This window comes from Stenotrophomonas maltophilia, from assembly GCF_013464485.1.
In the GTDB taxonomy this organism is placed as follows: domain Bacteria; phylum Pseudomonadota; class Gammaproteobacteria; order Xanthomonadales; family Xanthomonadaceae; genus Stenotrophomonas; species Stenotrophomonas maltophilia_AW.
In genome coordinates, this window is sequence record NZ_RAUX01000012.1 from 47317 (window position 1) to 61788 (window position 14472).

Annotated in this window: 16 protein-coding genes; 11 read left to right on the top strand and 5 right to left on the bottom strand. The window is 65.5% G+C overall.

The annotated features are described in order from the left end of the window. Window positions 1-143: 143 nt before the first annotated feature. The 5 genes from petA (at window position 144) to D7Y61_RS05830 (ending at window position 4070) form a co-directional block, all read left to right on the top strand. Window positions 144-764 (top strand): ubiquinol-cytochrome c reductase iron-sulfur subunit, encoded by a 621-nt coding sequence (gene petA / locus D7Y61_RS05810; protein WP_004151998.1) that lies wholly within the window; start codon window positions 144-146, stop codon window positions 762-764. After that, complete coding sequence (locus tag D7Y61_RS05815) at window positions 764-2023, top strand: cytochrome b (protein WP_180865500.1); 1260 nt, start codon at window positions 764-766, stop codon at window positions 2021-2023. Before petA ends, D7Y61_RS05815 begins: the two co-directional genes overlap by 1 nt. Beyond that, window positions 2016-2765 carry a cytochrome c1 gene (locus tag D7Y61_RS05820; protein ID WP_057503585.1) on the top strand — a complete coding sequence of 250 codons (750 nt, stop codon included), beginning with the start codon at window positions 2016-2018 and terminating at the stop codon, window positions 2763-2765. The genes D7Y61_RS05815 and D7Y61_RS05820 overlap by 8 nt, the downstream gene beginning before the upstream one ends. A 134-nt stretch (window positions 2766-2899) precedes the next feature. Next, window positions 2900-3535, top strand: coding sequence for a glutathione S-transferase N-terminal domain-containing protein (locus D7Y61_RS05825; RefSeq protein ID WP_005415948.1), 636 nt, complete (start codon window positions 2900-2902; stop codon window positions 3533-3535). An 82-nt stretch (window positions 3536-3617) separates the two neighbouring features. Beyond that, complete coding sequence (locus D7Y61_RS05830) at window positions 3618-4070, top strand: ClpXP protease specificity-enhancing factor (protein ID WP_164146652.1); 453 nt, start codon at window positions 3618-3620, stop codon at window positions 4068-4070. 104 nt (window positions 4071-4174) lie between these two features. Here the strand turns inward: D7Y61_RS05830 and D7Y61_RS05835 are convergent, their stop codons facing one another. The 4 genes from D7Y61_RS05835 to D7Y61_RS05850 all read right to left on the bottom strand — a co-directional run bounded on the left by D7Y61_RS05835 (window position 4175) and on the right by D7Y61_RS05850 (window position 6875). Further along, window positions 4175-4525, bottom strand: a complete 351-nt coding sequence (locus D7Y61_RS05835) for a DUF3301 domain-containing protein (protein WP_180865501.1) — start codon at window positions 4523-4525, stop codon at window positions 4175-4177. A gap of 67 nt (window positions 4526-4592) precedes the next feature. After that, a complete protein-coding gene (locus D7Y61_RS05840) occupies window positions 4593-5576 on the bottom strand; it encodes a DUF2272 domain-containing protein (protein ID WP_180865502.1) in 984 nt (327 codons plus the stop codon). 181 nt (window positions 5577-5757) lie between these two features. After that, on the bottom strand, window positions 5758-6609 hold the full coding sequence (gene nadC / locus D7Y61_RS05845; protein WP_180865503.1) for a carboxylating nicotinate-nucleotide diphosphorylase: 852 nt from the start codon (window positions 6607-6609) through the stop codon (window positions 5758-5760). Further along, a complete protein-coding gene (locus D7Y61_RS05850; RefSeq protein ID WP_005408847.1) occupies window positions 6606-6875 on the bottom strand; it encodes a Trm112 family protein in 270 nt (89 codons plus the stop codon). The genes nadC and D7Y61_RS05850 overlap by 4 nt, the downstream gene beginning before the upstream one ends. A 58-nt stretch (window positions 6876-6933) precedes the next feature. Between D7Y61_RS05850 and purE the strand changes: the two genes are divergently transcribed. From purE to D7Y61_RS05865, 3 genes are all read left to right on the top strand, one after another. After that, window positions 6934-7437, top strand: coding sequence for a 5-(carboxyamino)imidazole ribonucleotide mutase (gene purE, locus D7Y61_RS05855; RefSeq protein WP_005412808.1), 504 nt, complete (start codon window positions 6934-6936; stop codon window positions 7435-7437). After that, the gene (locus tag D7Y61_RS05860; protein ID WP_180865504.1) at window positions 7434-8582 is read left to right on the top strand and encodes a 5-(carboxyamino)imidazole ribonucleotide synthase; all 1149 of its coding nucleotides are present in this window, start codon (window positions 7434-7436) and stop codon (window positions 8580-8582) included. The genes purE and D7Y61_RS05860 overlap by 4 nt, the downstream gene beginning before the upstream one ends. A 111-nt stretch (window positions 8583-8693) precedes the next feature. Beyond that, window positions 8694-9035: a carboxymuconolactone decarboxylase family protein gene (locus tag D7Y61_RS05865; protein WP_004152082.1), complete on the top strand. Its 342-nt coding sequence runs from the start codon at window positions 8694-8696 to the stop codon at window positions 9033-9035. 72 nt (window positions 9036-9107) lie between these two features. On the opposite strand, the gene D7Y61_RS05870 is transcribed toward D7Y61_RS05865, so the two are convergent. Then, window positions 9108-9686, bottom strand: a complete 579-nt coding sequence (locus D7Y61_RS05870; RefSeq protein ID WP_180865505.1) for a superoxide dismutase — start codon at window positions 9684-9686, stop codon at window positions 9108-9110. Window positions 9687-9807: 121 nt separating this feature from the next. Here D7Y61_RS05870 and grxD point away from each other — a divergent pair, with 121 nt between their 5' ends. The 3 genes from grxD to D7Y61_RS05885 all read left to right on the top strand — a co-directional run bounded on the left by grxD (window position 9808) and on the right by D7Y61_RS05885 (window position 14382). Next, on the top strand, window positions 9808-10128 hold the full coding sequence (gene grxD, locus D7Y61_RS05875; RefSeq protein WP_005408852.1) for a Grx4 family monothiol glutaredoxin: 321 nt from the start codon (window positions 9808-9810) through the stop codon (window positions 10126-10128). Beyond that, window positions 10125-10901: an SDR family NAD(P)-dependent oxidoreductase gene (locus tag D7Y61_RS05880; RefSeq protein WP_180865506.1), complete on the top strand. Its 777-nt coding sequence runs from the start codon at window positions 10125-10127 to the stop codon at window positions 10899-10901. The genes grxD and D7Y61_RS05880 overlap by 4 nt, the downstream gene beginning before the upstream one ends. Before the next feature lie 232 nt (window positions 10902-11133). Next, entirely contained in the window at window positions 11134-14382 is a 3249-nt protein-coding gene (locus D7Y61_RS05885; RefSeq protein ID WP_180865507.1) for a TonB-dependent receptor, read from the top strand. Window positions 14383-14472 lie beyond the last annotated feature (90 nt).

Genomic DNA, 14472 nt, shown 5'->3' on the forward strand with positions numbered 1-14472 from the left:
GCAACCCCGCAATTCAATGTTGTTGCAATGCGTTGTGTGGCGCGCGACGGTTCCGCTACACTCGCCCATGATTCAATGCGGCTCTGGCCCCCACCGGATCCGCTGGCAGCCTTAAAGCTACCTAATCAATATCGGAGTGCCGGATGGCCAACGATGGGGTACACGATCCAGTCAACACCGGACGTCGGCGTTTTCTTTCTGCCACCACAGCCGTGGTGGGCGCCGTCGGCGTCGGATTCACCGCAGTTCCTTTCATCAAATCCTGGAACCCCAGTGCCCGCGCCAAGCTTGCCGGCGCACCGGTGGTGGCCGACATCAGCGCCCTGCAGGAAGGCCAACGCCTGATCGTGGAATGGCGTGGCCAGCCGATCTGGATCGTCAAGCGGTCCAAGGCGATCCTCGATGCGCTGCACGGGCTGGATGGCCGTCTCAAGGACCCCGAGTCCGGCGAGAAGGACCAGCAGCCGGACTACGTGCTCAAGCAGAATCCCGAGCTGCGCTCGATCAAGCCGGACATCTCCGTGCTGGTCGGCCTGTGCACGCACCTGGGCTGCTCGCCGGAAATGGTCGCCGAGATCCGGCCTGAACCCTACGACCCGCAGTGGAAGGGCGGCTATTTCTGCCCCTGCCACAAGTCGCGCTTCGACATGTCCGGTCGTGTCTTCAAGGACGTGCCGGCACCGATCAACCTGAAGGTGCCCGCGCACCACTACCAGGACGACAACACCATCATCATCGGTGTCGATCCGCAGGGGGCTGCCTGATGGCCAATATCCTCAGCCGTACCGCCAGCGGCGTCGCCGACTGGGTCAATGCCCGCGCGCCTGGCCTGATGCCGGTCTACCGCAAGCATGTGAGCGAGTACTACGCGCCGAAGAACTTCAACATCTGGTACTACTTCGGTTCGCTGGCGCTGCTGGTGCTGGTCAACCAGATCGTCACCGGCATCTTCCTGACGATGCACTACAAGACCAACGCCGCCGAGGCGTTTGGTTCCATTGAATACATCATGCGGGACGTGGAGTGGGGCTGGCTGATCCGCTACATGCACTCCACCGGGGCCTCGCTGTTCTTCATCGTGGTCTACCTGCACATGTTCCGCGGCCTGCTGTACGGCAGCTACCAGAAGCCGCGCGAGCTGGTCTGGATCCTGGGCATGCTGATCTACCTGGTGCTGATGGCCGAGGCCTTCATGGGTTACGTGCTGCCGTGGGGCCAGATGTCGTTCTGGGGCGCCAAGGTGATCATCTCGCTGTTCGGTGCGATACCGGTGATCGGCAACGGCCTGACCGAATGGATCATGGGCGACTACCTGCCCAGTGACGCCACGCTCAACCGCTTCTTCGCGCTGCACGTGATCGCATTGCCGCTGGTGCTGTTGCTGCTGGTGGTGCTGCACCTGGGCGCGCTGCACGAAGTGGGTTCGAACAACCCCGATGGCGTGGAGATCAAGAAGGGGCCGAAGGGCAACCGCTGGTCGCCGAACGCGCCGGCCGACGGCATTCCATTCCACCCGTACTACACGCTCAAGGATGGCGTCGGTGCCGGCTTCCTGCTGATCATCGCCGCCTTCATCATCTTCTTCGCGCCCGGTTTCGGTGGCCTGTTCCTGGAGCACGACAACTTCACCGAGGCCAACCGCCTGGTGACCCCGGAACACATCAAGCCGGTCTGGTACTACACGCCTTACTACGCGATGTTGCGGGTGGTGCCGAACAAGCTGGGTGGCGTGCTGGTGATGTTCTCGGCCATCGCGATCCTGTTCCTGGTGCCATGGCTGGACAAGGCGAAGGTGAAGTCGGTGCGCTACCGCGGCTGGATCTCGAAGGTGATGCTGGGCGTGCTGGCGGTGTGCTTCGTGTGGCTGGGCGTGATCGGCTCCGGCCCGGGTACGGACGTGCACGAGACCTACATCGGGCGGGTGCTGACCTTCCTGTACTTCGCGTTCTTCATCACCATGCCGCTATGGACACGGTTGGACAAGACCAAGCCGGTACCGGAGAGGGTGACCACCCATGACTGATCGCTGGATGGTCCGGCTGGCCCTGACGGCCACCCTGATGCTGGGCAGTTTCCTGGCCTCCGCCGCCGAAGGTGGCACCAAGCTGCTGCAGGCCGGCAACGACCTCGGTGACCGTGCCTCGCTGCAGCGCGGCGCGCAGCTGTACATGAACTACTGCTCCGGCTGCCACGCGCTGAAGTACCTGCGCTATTCGCGGATGGCGCAGGACCTGGGCCTGACCGAAGAAGAGGTGATGAACAACCTCAACTTCACCGGCTCGGCGATCGGCGACCCGATCCCGGTGGCGATGCCCAAGGAGAATGCCGAGAAGTGGTTCGGCAAGATGCCGCCGGACCTCAGCCTGATTTCGCGCGTACGCGGCAGCGACTGGGTCTACACCTACCTCAAGTCGTTCTACCTGGACAGCAGCCGGCCGCTGGGCTGGAACAACGCGCTGTTCGCCAACGCGTCCATGCCCAACCCGCTGTGGGAGATGCAGGGCCTGCAGCATGCCGTGCACGGCAAGCCTGAAGCGCCGGGGATGGACCCGCCGGTGACCGGCCTGAAGATCGAAACGCCGGGTTCGGTCGACGCTGGCCAGTACGACCAGGCGGTGCGGGACATCACCAACTTCCTCGAATACGCCGGCGAACCGGCCGCGCTCAAGCGCCAGCAGCTGGGCGTGTGGGTGATCCTGTTCCTGGCCCTGCTGACCTTCCTGCTGTACCTGCTGAAGAAGGAATACTGGAAGGACGTTCACTGATTCTGCCGCCGACCATCGCACGGGCCTATTGGCTTTTGTGATGGTCGGTTGCACACTCGGGGAGGAGTCGATCGCTGGCACGGTGCCGGCGGCGCCGATGCGGCAGGCGGTCTCCTGTCGTGGGAGAGCCTTTGATGGCGGCGAGCGTACGCATGCGCAATACACTGACGCTGTTTTCCTCGAACGACGATGTGCTGTGCCACCGTGTGCGCCTGGTGCTGGCGGCCAAGGGGGTCACGTTCGACTTCGTTCCGGTCGATCCGCAGAACCCGCCTGAAGACCTGATCGACCTCAATCCGTACCATTCGGTGCCGACCCTGGTCGAACGCGAGCTGGTGCTGTACGCCGCATCGGTGGTCAGCGAGTACCTGGATGAGCGTTATCCGCATCCGCCGCTGATGCCGGTTGATCCGCTCTCACGCGCACGCATCCGCCTGGCGATGCTGCGTATCGAGCACGACTGGGTGCCGCAGGTGCAGGCCATCCAGCTGGGCAACAAGACCCAGGCCGAGGCCGGGCGCAAGCGCTTGAAGGAACTGCTGACCGCCTCGCTGCCGTTGTTCAAGGCCAGCAAGTTCTTCCTCAATCCGGAAATGAGCCTGGCCGACTGCGCGATGGCGCCGATCATCTGGCGCCTGCAGTCGCTGGACGTACCGCTGCCGAAGGACGGCAAGGCGATCGAAGACTACGGCAACCGTATCTTCCGCCACCCCGGTTTCGTGCGCAGTTTGACCGAGCAGGAAAAGAAACTGCGCGATCTGCCGGTCTGATCCGGGGGATTTACCCGTCTGCACGCCGACCGGCGTGCAGGCGATCCGCCCCGGCGGGGCGCCGGGCGCGTACACTTCACGCATGACCGAAGACTTCTTCCACATGACCAGCCACCGCCCGTACCTGCTGCGGGCGCTGGTGGAATGGATCAACGACAACCAGCTGACCCCGCACATCCTGGTCGACGCCGGCGTTCCCGGCGTGCAGGTCCCGCCTTCGGCGGTGAAGGATGGCCGGGTCGTGCTCAACATCGCCGAGCGTGCCGTCGTACGGCTGATGATCGACAACGAGATGGTGAGCTTCTCGGCGCGCTTCTCCGGCACCAGCTATCCGGTGCAGGTACCGATCAGCGCCGTGCTGGCCGTGTACGCCCGAGAGACCGGGCAGGGCATGGCGCTGCCGGACGATATTCCGGGCAACGACACCGCTCCGACCAGCGATGAGCTGCTGCACGAGGAAGGCACGCCGCCGGACGATACGCCGCCGGCCAGCCCGCCGCCGAAGGGTCGCCCGAACCTGCGCGTGGTCAAGTAATGTTTCCGACGCCGCCCCGATGGGCGGCGTTTTCCTTTGCAGGATTCACCGGTGGGTGCCGGGATTGTGTGGGTGCCGACCGTTGGCCGGCACACCTTCAGCCCTTACACATCCTCAGCATCATCCACATCCGGCCGGATCTGGCTGATCCGCGCCGCCCCCGGGCCGGTGAACGAGATCAGCTGGTCGCCGCGCAGCACCATGCGGCCCACGTGGCGATCGATGCCATCGTAGGAATACTCGAACTTGAAAGTGCGCTCGAAACCGAGCCGACCATTCTCGCCGCGTGACAGGCGCAGGCCGGTGGCGTGCACCGCCTGGTCCAGCCATTGCACATCGGCGGCGCGGCAGGCATTGCGGCCCAGTTCGACCGCGCGCTCGGCGGCCGAACGTGCGGCATTCCAGAAGAAATAGATGATTCCGCCGGCAATCAGCAACAGCAGCAGGGTGGGCATGGCGTCAGCCGTCAGGTATCGATCCTGCAAAGATGGCGGCGAACGCGCGCTGGATCAAGCGCCGGCATCAGCGTGTCGATCGAGGTTCGCCCGACGCAGGCTGTGCCGGGACGAGGGTCGGTTGCGGCGGCGTGGCAGTGGGCGAAGGCATCACCAGCGGTGATGTGGCGGTCAACTGCAGCAGCGCTGCCCAGTCCTGGCGGTTGAAGCTGCATTCGTCCTCGCGGCCGGGCGTGCAGCTGGGGTCGATGCCGGTGCTGTTGCGTTCGCGTGCGGGCGGCAACTTGATCAGCCCGGTGCGGTCCAGCGGCAGCAACCGCATCGCCACGGTGTTCATCACGTTGCCACCCACCAGGTACAGGGTCTGGTCGCCCCCCAGGTTGGCCGCCACCACCACTTCGCAATGCGATTTCCAGTGGCCCACCGAGCCGTTGCCCAGCGCCTGCACCAGCCCGCTGTAGCTGAGCGTGGTGCTGCGGTCACGCAGGAAGCACAGCAGGTCGCCCGGTGTGGGCTTGGCGGTGGCCGGGTCGACCAGCCGGTAGGGCACGCCCGAAGGCCCACCCTGGTAAGCGGCGCGGATGTAGTCGATATGGCGCGGCGAGGTGTTGAAGCCGGGCACGCCGGACTGCACCATCACCCACGAAATGAAGGCGGCTGACCACGGGTTGTCGATCAGGAACGCGCGGCAGTCGCTGTCGGTGTAGCGCGTGCCCAGCGGTGCCAGGCAGCTGCTGGCGCCGACGATGCTGCCCATCGCGTTGAGCGTGCCGCTGTTGCGCCAGTAGCCGGCCACGCGCTGCCAGGCGATCAGGCCGTTGTCGGCCAGGTGATCGCTTTCGGCTTCGGTGACACTGAGGCTGGCGGCGCGGCCATCGCGGTCGATGAAGGGCCGGTACCAGAGCCGGTGCTCGTTGCAAGCAGTGTTGCGGATGGCCACCGCCAGCGGACTCAGGCCGAAGCGGGGCGGTACATCGCAGGCTTCGGCGGCTGCTGCGGACAAGGGGGCTGCCGCGAGCAGAAGACAGGCAGGCAAGAGCATCCGGCGCATGCGCGGCTCCTGTGGGGGATGCCGGCAGCGTCGCAGAGGCAGGCGTGGCCGAGCCGTGAAGGCGCCCCGGATGCAGTAGAGCCGAGCCTGTGCTCGGCTCATCGCGCGCAGCGCGTGCGGGGCTCGCTGCAGATCGAGAGGCAGCCGAGCGTGGGCTCGGCTCTACAAGGTCCCGTAGGCCTCAACCTGGCGGCGGGCCCAGCTTCAACGACAGGTCAATCGCCTGCACGTGCTTGGTCAGGCCGCCAATGGAGATGCAGTCCACGCCGTCCTCGGCGATCGAACGCAGGCCACCCAGGCCGACGCTGCCGGACACTTCCAGCGGAATGCGGCCGGCCGTGATGCGCACGGCCTCGCGGCGCAGGTCCGGGCTGAAGTCATCCAGCAGGATGCGCTCGCAACCGGCTTCCAGTGCCTGGCGCAGCTGCGCCAGATCCTCGACCTCGACCACCAGTGGCAGGGCAGGCCACTGACGGCGTGCGGCGGCCACGGCCGCGGCCAGCGAACCGGCAGCGCGGATGTGGTTTTCCTTCAGCATCACGGTGTCGTACAGGCCGAAGCGGTGGTTCTCCCCGCCGCCGCAGCGCACTGCGTACTTCTGCGCCAGGCGCAGGCCGGGCAGGGTCTTGCGGGTGTCGAGGATGCGCGTACCGGTGCCGGCCACCGCCGCCACATAGCGGGCGGTGCTGGTCGCGGTGCCGGACAGCGTCTGCAGGAAATTCAGCGAGGTGCGCTCGGCACTGACCAGGCTGCGGCTGCGCCCGTGCAGCAGGGCCAGTACGCTACCGGCGGCGACCGCATCCCCCTCTTCGATGCGCCATTCGATGCGCACGTCCGGATCGAGTGCACGGTGGGTGGCGTCGAACCAGGGGCGGCCGGCGATCACCGCGTCCTGCTTGCACAGCAGGTAAGCGCTGTCGGCCTGGTCGGGCAGCAGGGCGGCGGTGACGTCGCCGCTGCCCAGGTCCTCGGCCAGCGCACGCGCGACATCGGCGGCGACAACGGCCGCATCCGGCGTCGGCAGCGCGCTCATGCGGCCGGGAAGTCGGCGATCTGGGCGGTGGGAATGGCTTCCTCGGCCAGCAGTACCGGAATGCCGTCGTCGACGCGGAACACCTGCTTGCGGTCGCGGGTGACCAGCGCTTCGCGCAGCGGCTGCGCCAGCGGGTTGCCATCAGCCTTGTTCACCGCACCGGCGGAAATGGCCTTGTTGAGGGCTTCCAGGCCCTTGCCATCCAGCAGGGACAGGGGCTGGCGGGTGTCCGGCGACACCAGCAGGTCGAGCAGCTTGCGATCCATGGTTCTTCGTCTTGCGTGGAAGATGGCTAGAATACGTCTTTAAGGCAGGTGACGGCCAATGACCCCCAACCCGATCGCGCCGCTTGTCGGCATCGTCATGGGTTCCCGTTCCGACTGGGAAACCATGCAGCACGCCGCCCAGAAGCTTGAAGCCCTGGGTGTTCCGTTCGAAGTGAAGGTGGTGTCCGCGCATCGGACGCCGGATGTGTTGTTCAGTTACGCCGAGCAGGCAGGCCCGCGTGGCCTGCGCGCGATCATCGCCGGTGCCGGCGGGGCCGCGCACCTGCCGGGCATGATCGCCGCCAAGACCGCCGTGCCGGTGCTGGGCGTGCCGGTGCAGTCCAAGGCCCTCAACGGCATGGATTCGTTGCTGTCGATCGTGCAGATGCCGGCCGGCATCCCGGTCGCCACCTTCGCCATCGGCAATGCCGGCGCGTCCAACGCCGCGCTGTTCGCCGCCGCGATGCTGGCCAGCGACCAGCCGGCGATCGGGCAGGCGCTCGACGCCTTCCGTGCACGCCAGACCGAAGACGTGATGGCCCACGACGATCCGCGCCAATGAGCCTGACCGTCGGCATCCTGGGCGGCGGCCAGCTCGCCCGCATGATGGTCCTGGCCGGTGCGCCGCTGGGGCTACGCTTCGAGCTGTATGACCCGGCGGCCGACGCCTGCAGCGGCCCGCTGGCGCCGCTCACCGTCGGCGCCTTCGATGATCGCCAGGCGCTGGCGGACTTCGCTGCCAAGGTCGATGTGGTCACCTTCGATTTCGAGAACGTGCCGGCCGACAGCGCGCAGTTCCTGGCCGCTCGCGTGCCGGTCTACCCGCCGCCGGCTGCGCTGGCGGTGGCCCAGGACCGGTTGAGCGAAAAGACCCTGTTCCAGCAGCTGGGCATTCCGCTGCCCGCCTTTGCTGACATCCGCAGCCGTGACGAGATGGCCGCGAAGGCCGCCGAGTTCGGCCTGCCGTGCATCCTCAAGACCCGCCGCCTCGGTTACGACGGCAAGGGCCAGTTCCGCCTGCGCAGCGAAGCCGACATCGACGCCGCGTGGGATGCACTGGGTGCGCAGGTCGAGCGTACCGGCCTGATCCTGGAGGGCTTCGTGGCCTTCCAGCGCGAGGTCAGCGTGGTCGCCGTGCGCGGCCGCGATGGCAGCTTCGAGGCCTGGCCGGTCACCGGCAACTGGCATGTCGACGGCGTGCTGTCGGCCAGCGTGGCCCCGGCCGTGCTGTCCGACGCCGAGCAGCAGGCCGCGATCGGCTATGCCCGTCGCGTCGCCGAACACCTGCAGTACGTCGGTGTGTTCGCGCTGGAGCTGTTCTGCCGCGATGGCGAACTGCTGGCCAACGAGATGGCGCCGCGGGTGCACAACTCCGGCCACTGGACCATCGAAGGCAGCGAGACCTCGCAGTTCGAGAACCATCTGCGTGCGGTGCTGGGCCTGCCGCTGGGCAGCACCCGCATGCTCGGCCATGCCTGCATGCTGAACTGGCTGGGCGCGATGCCCGATCCGGCGCCGGTGCTGGGTCAGGCCAGCGGCCACTGGCACGACTACGGCAAGGAAGCGCGCGAAGGCCGCAAGGTCGGCCACGCCACGTTGCGTGATGACGATGCTGCCGCGCTGGCCGATGCGCTGGACCAGGTTGGCCTGGAGCTGGACCGTCAGGCCCAGGTCGCACCCGCAGTGCACGCGCTGCGCAATCGCTGAGCCCGGTAGTGCCCGCCGCTGGCCGGCAGTGCAACGCTGTGACGCGCCGGTGCAGGCATCGGCGCAACACTGCCGGTGGTAGCGTGGAGCTCCTTTCACAGGAGTCACCCCATGCTCGACTGGAATGCCTACCGCAAGGAACTGAAGGGCCGCATCGGTGAGATCGGCAAGCTTTCGCCGGACACGGTGAAGGGCTACGCCACGCTGGCCAATGCCGGTGCCCAGACCAACCATCTCGATGCGAAGACCCGCGAGCTGATCGCGCTGGCGGTGGCAGTGACCACCCGCTGCGACGGCTGCATCACGGTGCACGTGGATGCCGCGCTGAAGCACGGCGCCAGCCGCGAGGAAATCGCCGAGGCGCTCGGTGTGGCAGTGTCGCTCAATGCCGGTGCGGCGCTGGTGTACTCGGCGCGGGTGATGGACGCCGTGGCTGCGCACGAGAGCGCGTGATGCCTGATCTGTAGAGCCGAGCCCATGCTCGGCTGGCCGGACAGCCGAGCATGGGCTCGGCTCTACAGGGGGTCAGCGCAGCTGGCTTTCGGCGAACTCCCAATTGACCAGCTGCCAGAACGCGTCCAGATAACGCGCGCGATCATTCTGGTAATCGGTGTAGTAAGCGTGCTCCCAGACGTCGCAGCACAGCAGCGGGGTGCTTTCACCGGTCAGTGGCGTACCTGCATTGCGGGTGGCCTGCAGGCCCAGCTGCCCACCCGGATGCTGCACCAGCCAGACCCAGCCGGAACCGAACAGGCCCAGTGCGGTGCGGTTGAATTCCTCGCGCAGTCGCTGCACGTCGCCAAACTGGCGCTTGACCAGCTCGCCCAGGCGACCCTGCGGTTCGCCACCGCCACGCGGTCGCAGGCACTGCCAGTAGAAGCCGTGGTTCCAGGCCTGGGCGGCAGCATCGAACAGCGTGCCCTGGGCGTGGCGGACGATCTCCTCCAGCGACGCTTCCTCCCACTCGGTGCCGAGGATGCCTGCGTTGACGGCATCCACATAGGCGCGATGGTGGCGGCCGTGATGCAATTCCACGGTTTGTGCGGACAGGTGTGGCTGCAGGGAGCCGGGAAGGTAGGGCAGGGCAGGCAATTCGACAGGCATGGACAGGTTCGTGGCCAGAGGGGCGGCGGCAGCCGGTTCCATCCGCTTACAATGGCGGCTACCGTGGGCAGTCTAGCCGACCACCGCGGTCGGTTTGTCCGGCGAAGCAAGGAGTGAGGTTGTGGCGGTAATGCAGCAAATCCAGGCCGAGGTCGATCGTTACCCGCTCGTGCTGTTCATGAAGGGCACCCCGCAGTACCCGATGTGCGGCTTTTCCAGCCGCGCAGTACAGGCGTTGATGGCGGCCGGTGCTGTCACCCTGCGCACCGTCAACGTGCTCGAAGAGCCGGAGATCCGCGCCAACCTTCCGCGCTTTTCCAACCTGCCGACGTTCCCGCAGTTGTTCATCAACGGTGAACTGATCGGCGGCTGTGACATCGTGCTTGAACTGTTCGAAGCCGGCGAGCTCAAGCGCATCGTCGAAGAGGCAACCCAGGGATGAGTGCCTGGCCATCGACGTCACCGACCGACGGGGCGCTCGATGGCCGCCCGTTGCAGGATCGCGTGGTGCTGGTTGCCGGTGCCGGTGGCGGATTGGGTAGTGCGTCGGCAGTGGCTGCTGCGGCCGCCGGGGCCACCGTGGTTCTGCTGGGCCGCAAGCCTCGCCGCCTGGACCGTGTCTACGCCCAGGTGCAGGCGGTCGGCCCGGAGCCGCTGCTGTATCCGCTGGACCTGGAAGGCGCGGGCCCCGACGACTATGCCGAGTTGGCCCAGGCCCTGCAGCGCGAGCTGGGGCGCCTGGACGGCCTGCTGGTCTGTGCCGCTCACTTCCCGGGCCTGACCCCGTTTGAGCTGGCAGACCCGGCCAGTTTTGCCCGCGCGGTGCACGTCACCCTGACTGCGCCCGCTTGGCTGGCCCAGGCCTGCCTGCCGCTGCTGCGGCAGCGTAAAGATGCGGCGCTGGTGTTTGCGGTCGATGCCCCTGAACGGGTCGGCCAGGCCTACTGGGGCGGTTACGGTGTGGCCCAGCATGGCCTGCGTGGCCTGATCGCCAGCCTGCACGACGAACTCGGCCGCAGCCCGGTAAGGGTGAGTGGCCTGTACCCCGGTCCGCTGCGCACAGCCCTGCGGGCCCGGGCCTATTCCGTCGACCAGGACCCGGCCGCGCAAGGCCCGGAGGCCGCCGCCGCCGCGGCCGTGACCCTGTTGTCCGGTGCTGGCGCTACCTGGCGCGGCCAGATTCTCGATGCCAGCGAGGCGCCCCCCGGCGAGTAAATCCCGGGGAAAGGCGGAGTGAAGAACCCGTCACGATCGCGTTGCGATCCGGTGCCGTTTGTCGCACAACCGTCACATTGATGGCGTAGCGTGTTAATCTAGTGTTAACCGTTGTGGCTTCCTTCAGCCAAGCGGTAGGGAACCCCAGATAAATGTCCGACCAGCCACCCGCAGGGCTGTTTGGATGCGCTTTTTTTCCGCCATCGCCAACTCGCATCGAGGCTACCGAAAAATGACCCACCCACTCCGGATGTCCAAGCTCACCCTTGGTCTCGTGGCTGCGCTCGCCGCCGCTCCCGCCTTCGCCCAGAGCACCTCTGCCGGTGTCGGCGGCCAGGTGATGTCCGCCGCAGGCCAGCCTGTGGTCGGCGCTGAAGTCACCATCACCCACACCGAGTCGGGCACCGTTTCGCGTGCCACCACCGATGCGTCGGGTCGCTACAACGCGCGCGGCCTGCGCGTGGGTGGCCCGTACACCATCACCATCACCAAGTCCGGTGAAGGCACCAAGACCGAAGAGGGTGTCTTCCTGAACCTGAACCAGGTCAACACGGTCAACGCCAATCTGGGCGGTGATCTGGCCGCGACCAACCTGGACGCCGTGAACGTTGTCGCCACCGCCGGCGGCCTGGACCTGTTCAGCGCCACCAAGATGGGCAGCGGCACCAACGTGACGCGCGAAACGATGGACGCGCTGCCGTCGGCCAACCGCAACATCCAGGACTACATCCGCCTGGATCCGCGCATCTCGCAGGTCAGCAAGGCTGACGGCGCGATCTCGGCCGGTGGCCAGAACACCCGTTACAACGCCATCCGCATCGACGGCATCAGCGCCTCCGATCCGTTCGGCCTGGGCTCCAACAACCTGCCGACCGAGCGTCAGCCGGTGTCGATGGACGCCATCCAGGAAATCAACATCGACCTGGCCAACTACGACACCACCATCGCTGGTGGTACGGGTGCGGTGATCAACGCCGTGACCAAGTCGGGTACCAATGAATTCCACGGCACCGTGTACGGTTCGTACCGCGACAAGGACATGGTCCGTTCGCGTCTGGAAGGTGATCGTACGGACTTCAACGGCTTCAAGGACGAGAAGACCTACGGCATGACCTTCGGCGGCCCGATCGTCAAGGACAAGCTGTTCTTCTTCACCAACTACGAAAAGTACGAGCGTAGCGGTGGCGGCGTCAGCCTGAGCGAAAGCCCGTACAACAAGGATCCGGCGAAGGGGGGCATCAGCGACGCCGACATCTCGGCCGTGCAGAAGCGCATGGCGGAACTGGGTCATCCGGTGGGTAGCGTCAGCGACCTGAACAACAAGACCGAGATCGAAGAGTACGCGGTCAAGCTGGACTGGAACATCAACGAGAACCACCGTGCGGCCCTGCGCTACAACAAGATGAAGCAGGACGTCGTCCGCTTCCCGCAGGTCAGCAGCAGCGCACTCTCGCTGAGCGATTTCTGGTACACCCAGCCGACCCAGTACGAAACCTGGATGGGTGAGTTGTTCAGCGACTGGTCCGAGAACTTCTCGACCGAGTTCAAGATCTCGCACAAGGACTACTCGTCCAACCGCGTCGCTGCCTCGCACCTGCCGCAGATGCGCGTCCGTTTCGGCAACAACTCGCTGTACCTGGGTACCGAGCAGAACACCCACACCAACCTGGTCGAGTCGAAGGAACTGAGCGCCTTCGGTGCCGGTACCTGGTACGTCGGTGACCACACCATCAAGTTCGGTTTCGATTACACCGACAACGACCTGATGAACTTCTACGGCCGCAACCTGTACGGCGCGTATGACTTCCGTGACCTGGCCTCGTTCCTGAAGGGCACCGCGAACGGCTACCAGCTGCGCGTTCCGCGTCCGGGCGGCAGCCTGGATGACATTCCGGCCAAGTTCCATCTGAAGAACACCGGTCTGTTCATCCAGGATACCTGGGCGGTCAACTACAACCTGAGCCTGATGTTCGGCGTCCGCGTGGACATCCCGGACTTCACCAGCCAGACCAAGTACAACGCCGACATCCAGACGCTGTATGGTTACAACAACACCAAGCTGGTGGACAAGAGCCTGATCCAGCCGCGTGTCGGCTTCAACTACACCTTCGACAGCGATCGCCCGACCCAGCTGCGAGGCGGCGTGGGCCTGTTCGGCGGCGCTGCCCCGAACGTGTGGCTGGCAGGTGCTTACCAGAACACCGGCCTGAACTACGTCGAGTACAACGTTCCGGGTAATCCGGGTGGCTTCAGCGTCGATGCCGACAATCCGTTCATTCCGGACCCGTCGCGTATCGTTGCGCGCCAGAACGTCGACATCATCAACCCGGGCACCCGCCTGCCGTCGGTGTGGAAGGCCAACCTGGCCTTCGATCACGAACTGCCGTGGTACGGCATCGTGGCATCGGCCGAACTGCTGTTCACCAAGGTCAAGGATGGCCTGTACTTCGAACGCCTGGACCTGACCGATGGCAAGGGCAATGGCCCGACCTTCGTGTCCGCACAGGACGGTCGTGAGATCTACTGGAACGACAAGGGCCTGAACCAGGCCAACAGCAAGATCGACAACCGCACCGGTGACAATCTGGGCATGGAGAACGGCACCAATGGCGTGCTGAACCGCAACTACCGCCCGAACAACATCGGCGACGTGCTGCTCCTGCGCAACACGAACAAGGGCCGTGGCAGCCAGGCCACCTTCTCGCTGGCCAAGCCGCTGACCGAGAACTGGGGCTGGTCGCTGGGTTACACCTACACCCAGTCGAAGGAAGTGAGCCCGCTGACCAGCTCGCAGAACACCTCGAACTGGAACAACACCCAGATCCTGAACGCCAACGAGAACATCGCGTACAACTCGCGCTATGCGATCAAGGACCGTATCACCGGTACCCTGGAGTGGAAGCACAACTTCTTCGGTGACAACGCCACTCGCGTGGGCCTGTTCTACGAAGGCCGTTCGGGCCGTCCGTACAGCTACGTGTTCTACAACGATGCCAACGGCGACAGCGCAATCGGTAACGACCTGTTCTACGTGCCGAAGGGCCCGGGTGACGTGCTGTTCGTTGGCGGCGTGGACATGGAGAAGAAGTTCTTCGACTGGCTGGCGCAGAACCCGGAACTCGACGCCTATCGTGGCAGCACGGTGCCGGCCAACCAGCACCGCGCCAAGTGGGTCAACAGCTTCGATGTCCGCATCAGCCAGGAGTTCCCGGGCTTCGCGAAGACCCACAAGGGTGAGATCGCGCTGGACATCATGAATGTCGGCAACCTGCTCAACAAGAAGTGGGGCCTGATCGACGACTACGGCTTCTACGCCACCCGTCGCGTGGGCAACTTCGCGGGTATCGATCCGGCCACCGGCAAGTACGTGTACTCGTTCACCGGTGCGGACGATTCCTCGGTCCAGGAAAACAACAACGACAAGGGCAACACCGCGGTGTCGCGCTGGTCGATGCAGCTGACCGTGAAGTACAAGTTCTGATCCATCAGAGCTTGAAGCAGTAAGTGGAAACGGCCGGGAAAACCCGGCCGTTTTCCGTTCAGGCAAAAGCCCTTGCAGGTCACCTGGCAT

Excerpts from the sequence above, each read along its gene's own strand:
- petA (WP_004151998.1), top strand. The coding sequence starts at position 144 with ATGGCCAACGATGGGGTACACGATCCAGTCAACACCGGACGTCGGCGT.
- D7Y61_RS05815 (WP_180865500.1), top strand. The coding sequence starts at position 764 with ATGGCCAATATCCTCAGCCGTACCGCCAGCGGCGTCGCCGACTGGGTC.
- D7Y61_RS05820 (WP_057503585.1), top strand. The coding sequence starts at position 2,016 with ATGACTGATCGCTGGATGGTCCGGCTGGCCCTGACGGCCACCCTGATG.
- D7Y61_RS05825 (WP_005415948.1), top strand. The coding sequence starts at position 2,900 with ATGGCGGCGAGCGTACGCATGCGCAATACACTGACGCTGTTTTCCTCG.
- D7Y61_RS05830 (WP_164146652.1), top strand. The coding sequence starts at position 3,618 with ATGACCGAAGACTTCTTCCACATGACCAGCCACCGCCCGTACCTGCTG.
- D7Y61_RS05835 (WP_180865501.1), bottom strand. The coding sequence starts at position 4,525 with ATGCCCACCCTGCTGCTGTTGCTGATTGCCGGCGGAATCATCTATTTC.
- D7Y61_RS05840 (WP_180865502.1), bottom strand. The coding sequence starts at position 5,576 with ATGCGCCGGATGCTCTTGCCTGCCTGTCTTCTGCTCGCGGCAGCCCCC.
- nadC (WP_180865503.1), bottom strand. The coding sequence starts at position 6,609 with ATGAGCGCGCTGCCGACGCCGGATGCGGCCGTTGTCGCCGCCGATGTC.
- D7Y61_RS05850 (WP_005408847.1), bottom strand. The coding sequence starts at position 6,875 with ATGGATCGCAAGCTGCTCGACCTGCTGGTGTCGCCGGACACCCGCCAG.
- purE (WP_005412808.1), top strand. The coding sequence starts at position 6,934 with ATGACCCCCAACCCGATCGCGCCGCTTGTCGGCATCGTCATGGGTTCC.
- D7Y61_RS05860 (WP_180865504.1), top strand. The coding sequence starts at position 7,434 with ATGAGCCTGACCGTCGGCATCCTGGGCGGCGGCCAGCTCGCCCGCATG.
- D7Y61_RS05865 (WP_004152082.1), top strand. The coding sequence starts at position 8,694 with ATGCTCGACTGGAATGCCTACCGCAAGGAACTGAAGGGCCGCATCGGT.
- D7Y61_RS05870 (WP_180865505.1), bottom strand. The coding sequence starts at position 9,686 with ATGCCTGTCGAATTGCCTGCCCTGCCCTACCTTCCCGGCTCCCTGCAG.
- D7Y61_RS05880 (WP_180865506.1), top strand. The coding sequence starts at position 10,125 with ATGAGTGCCTGGCCATCGACGTCACCGACCGACGGGGCGCTCGATGGC.
- D7Y61_RS05885 (WP_180865507.1), top strand. The coding sequence starts at position 11,134 with ATGACCCACCCACTCCGGATGTCCAAGCTCACCCTTGGTCTCGTGGCT.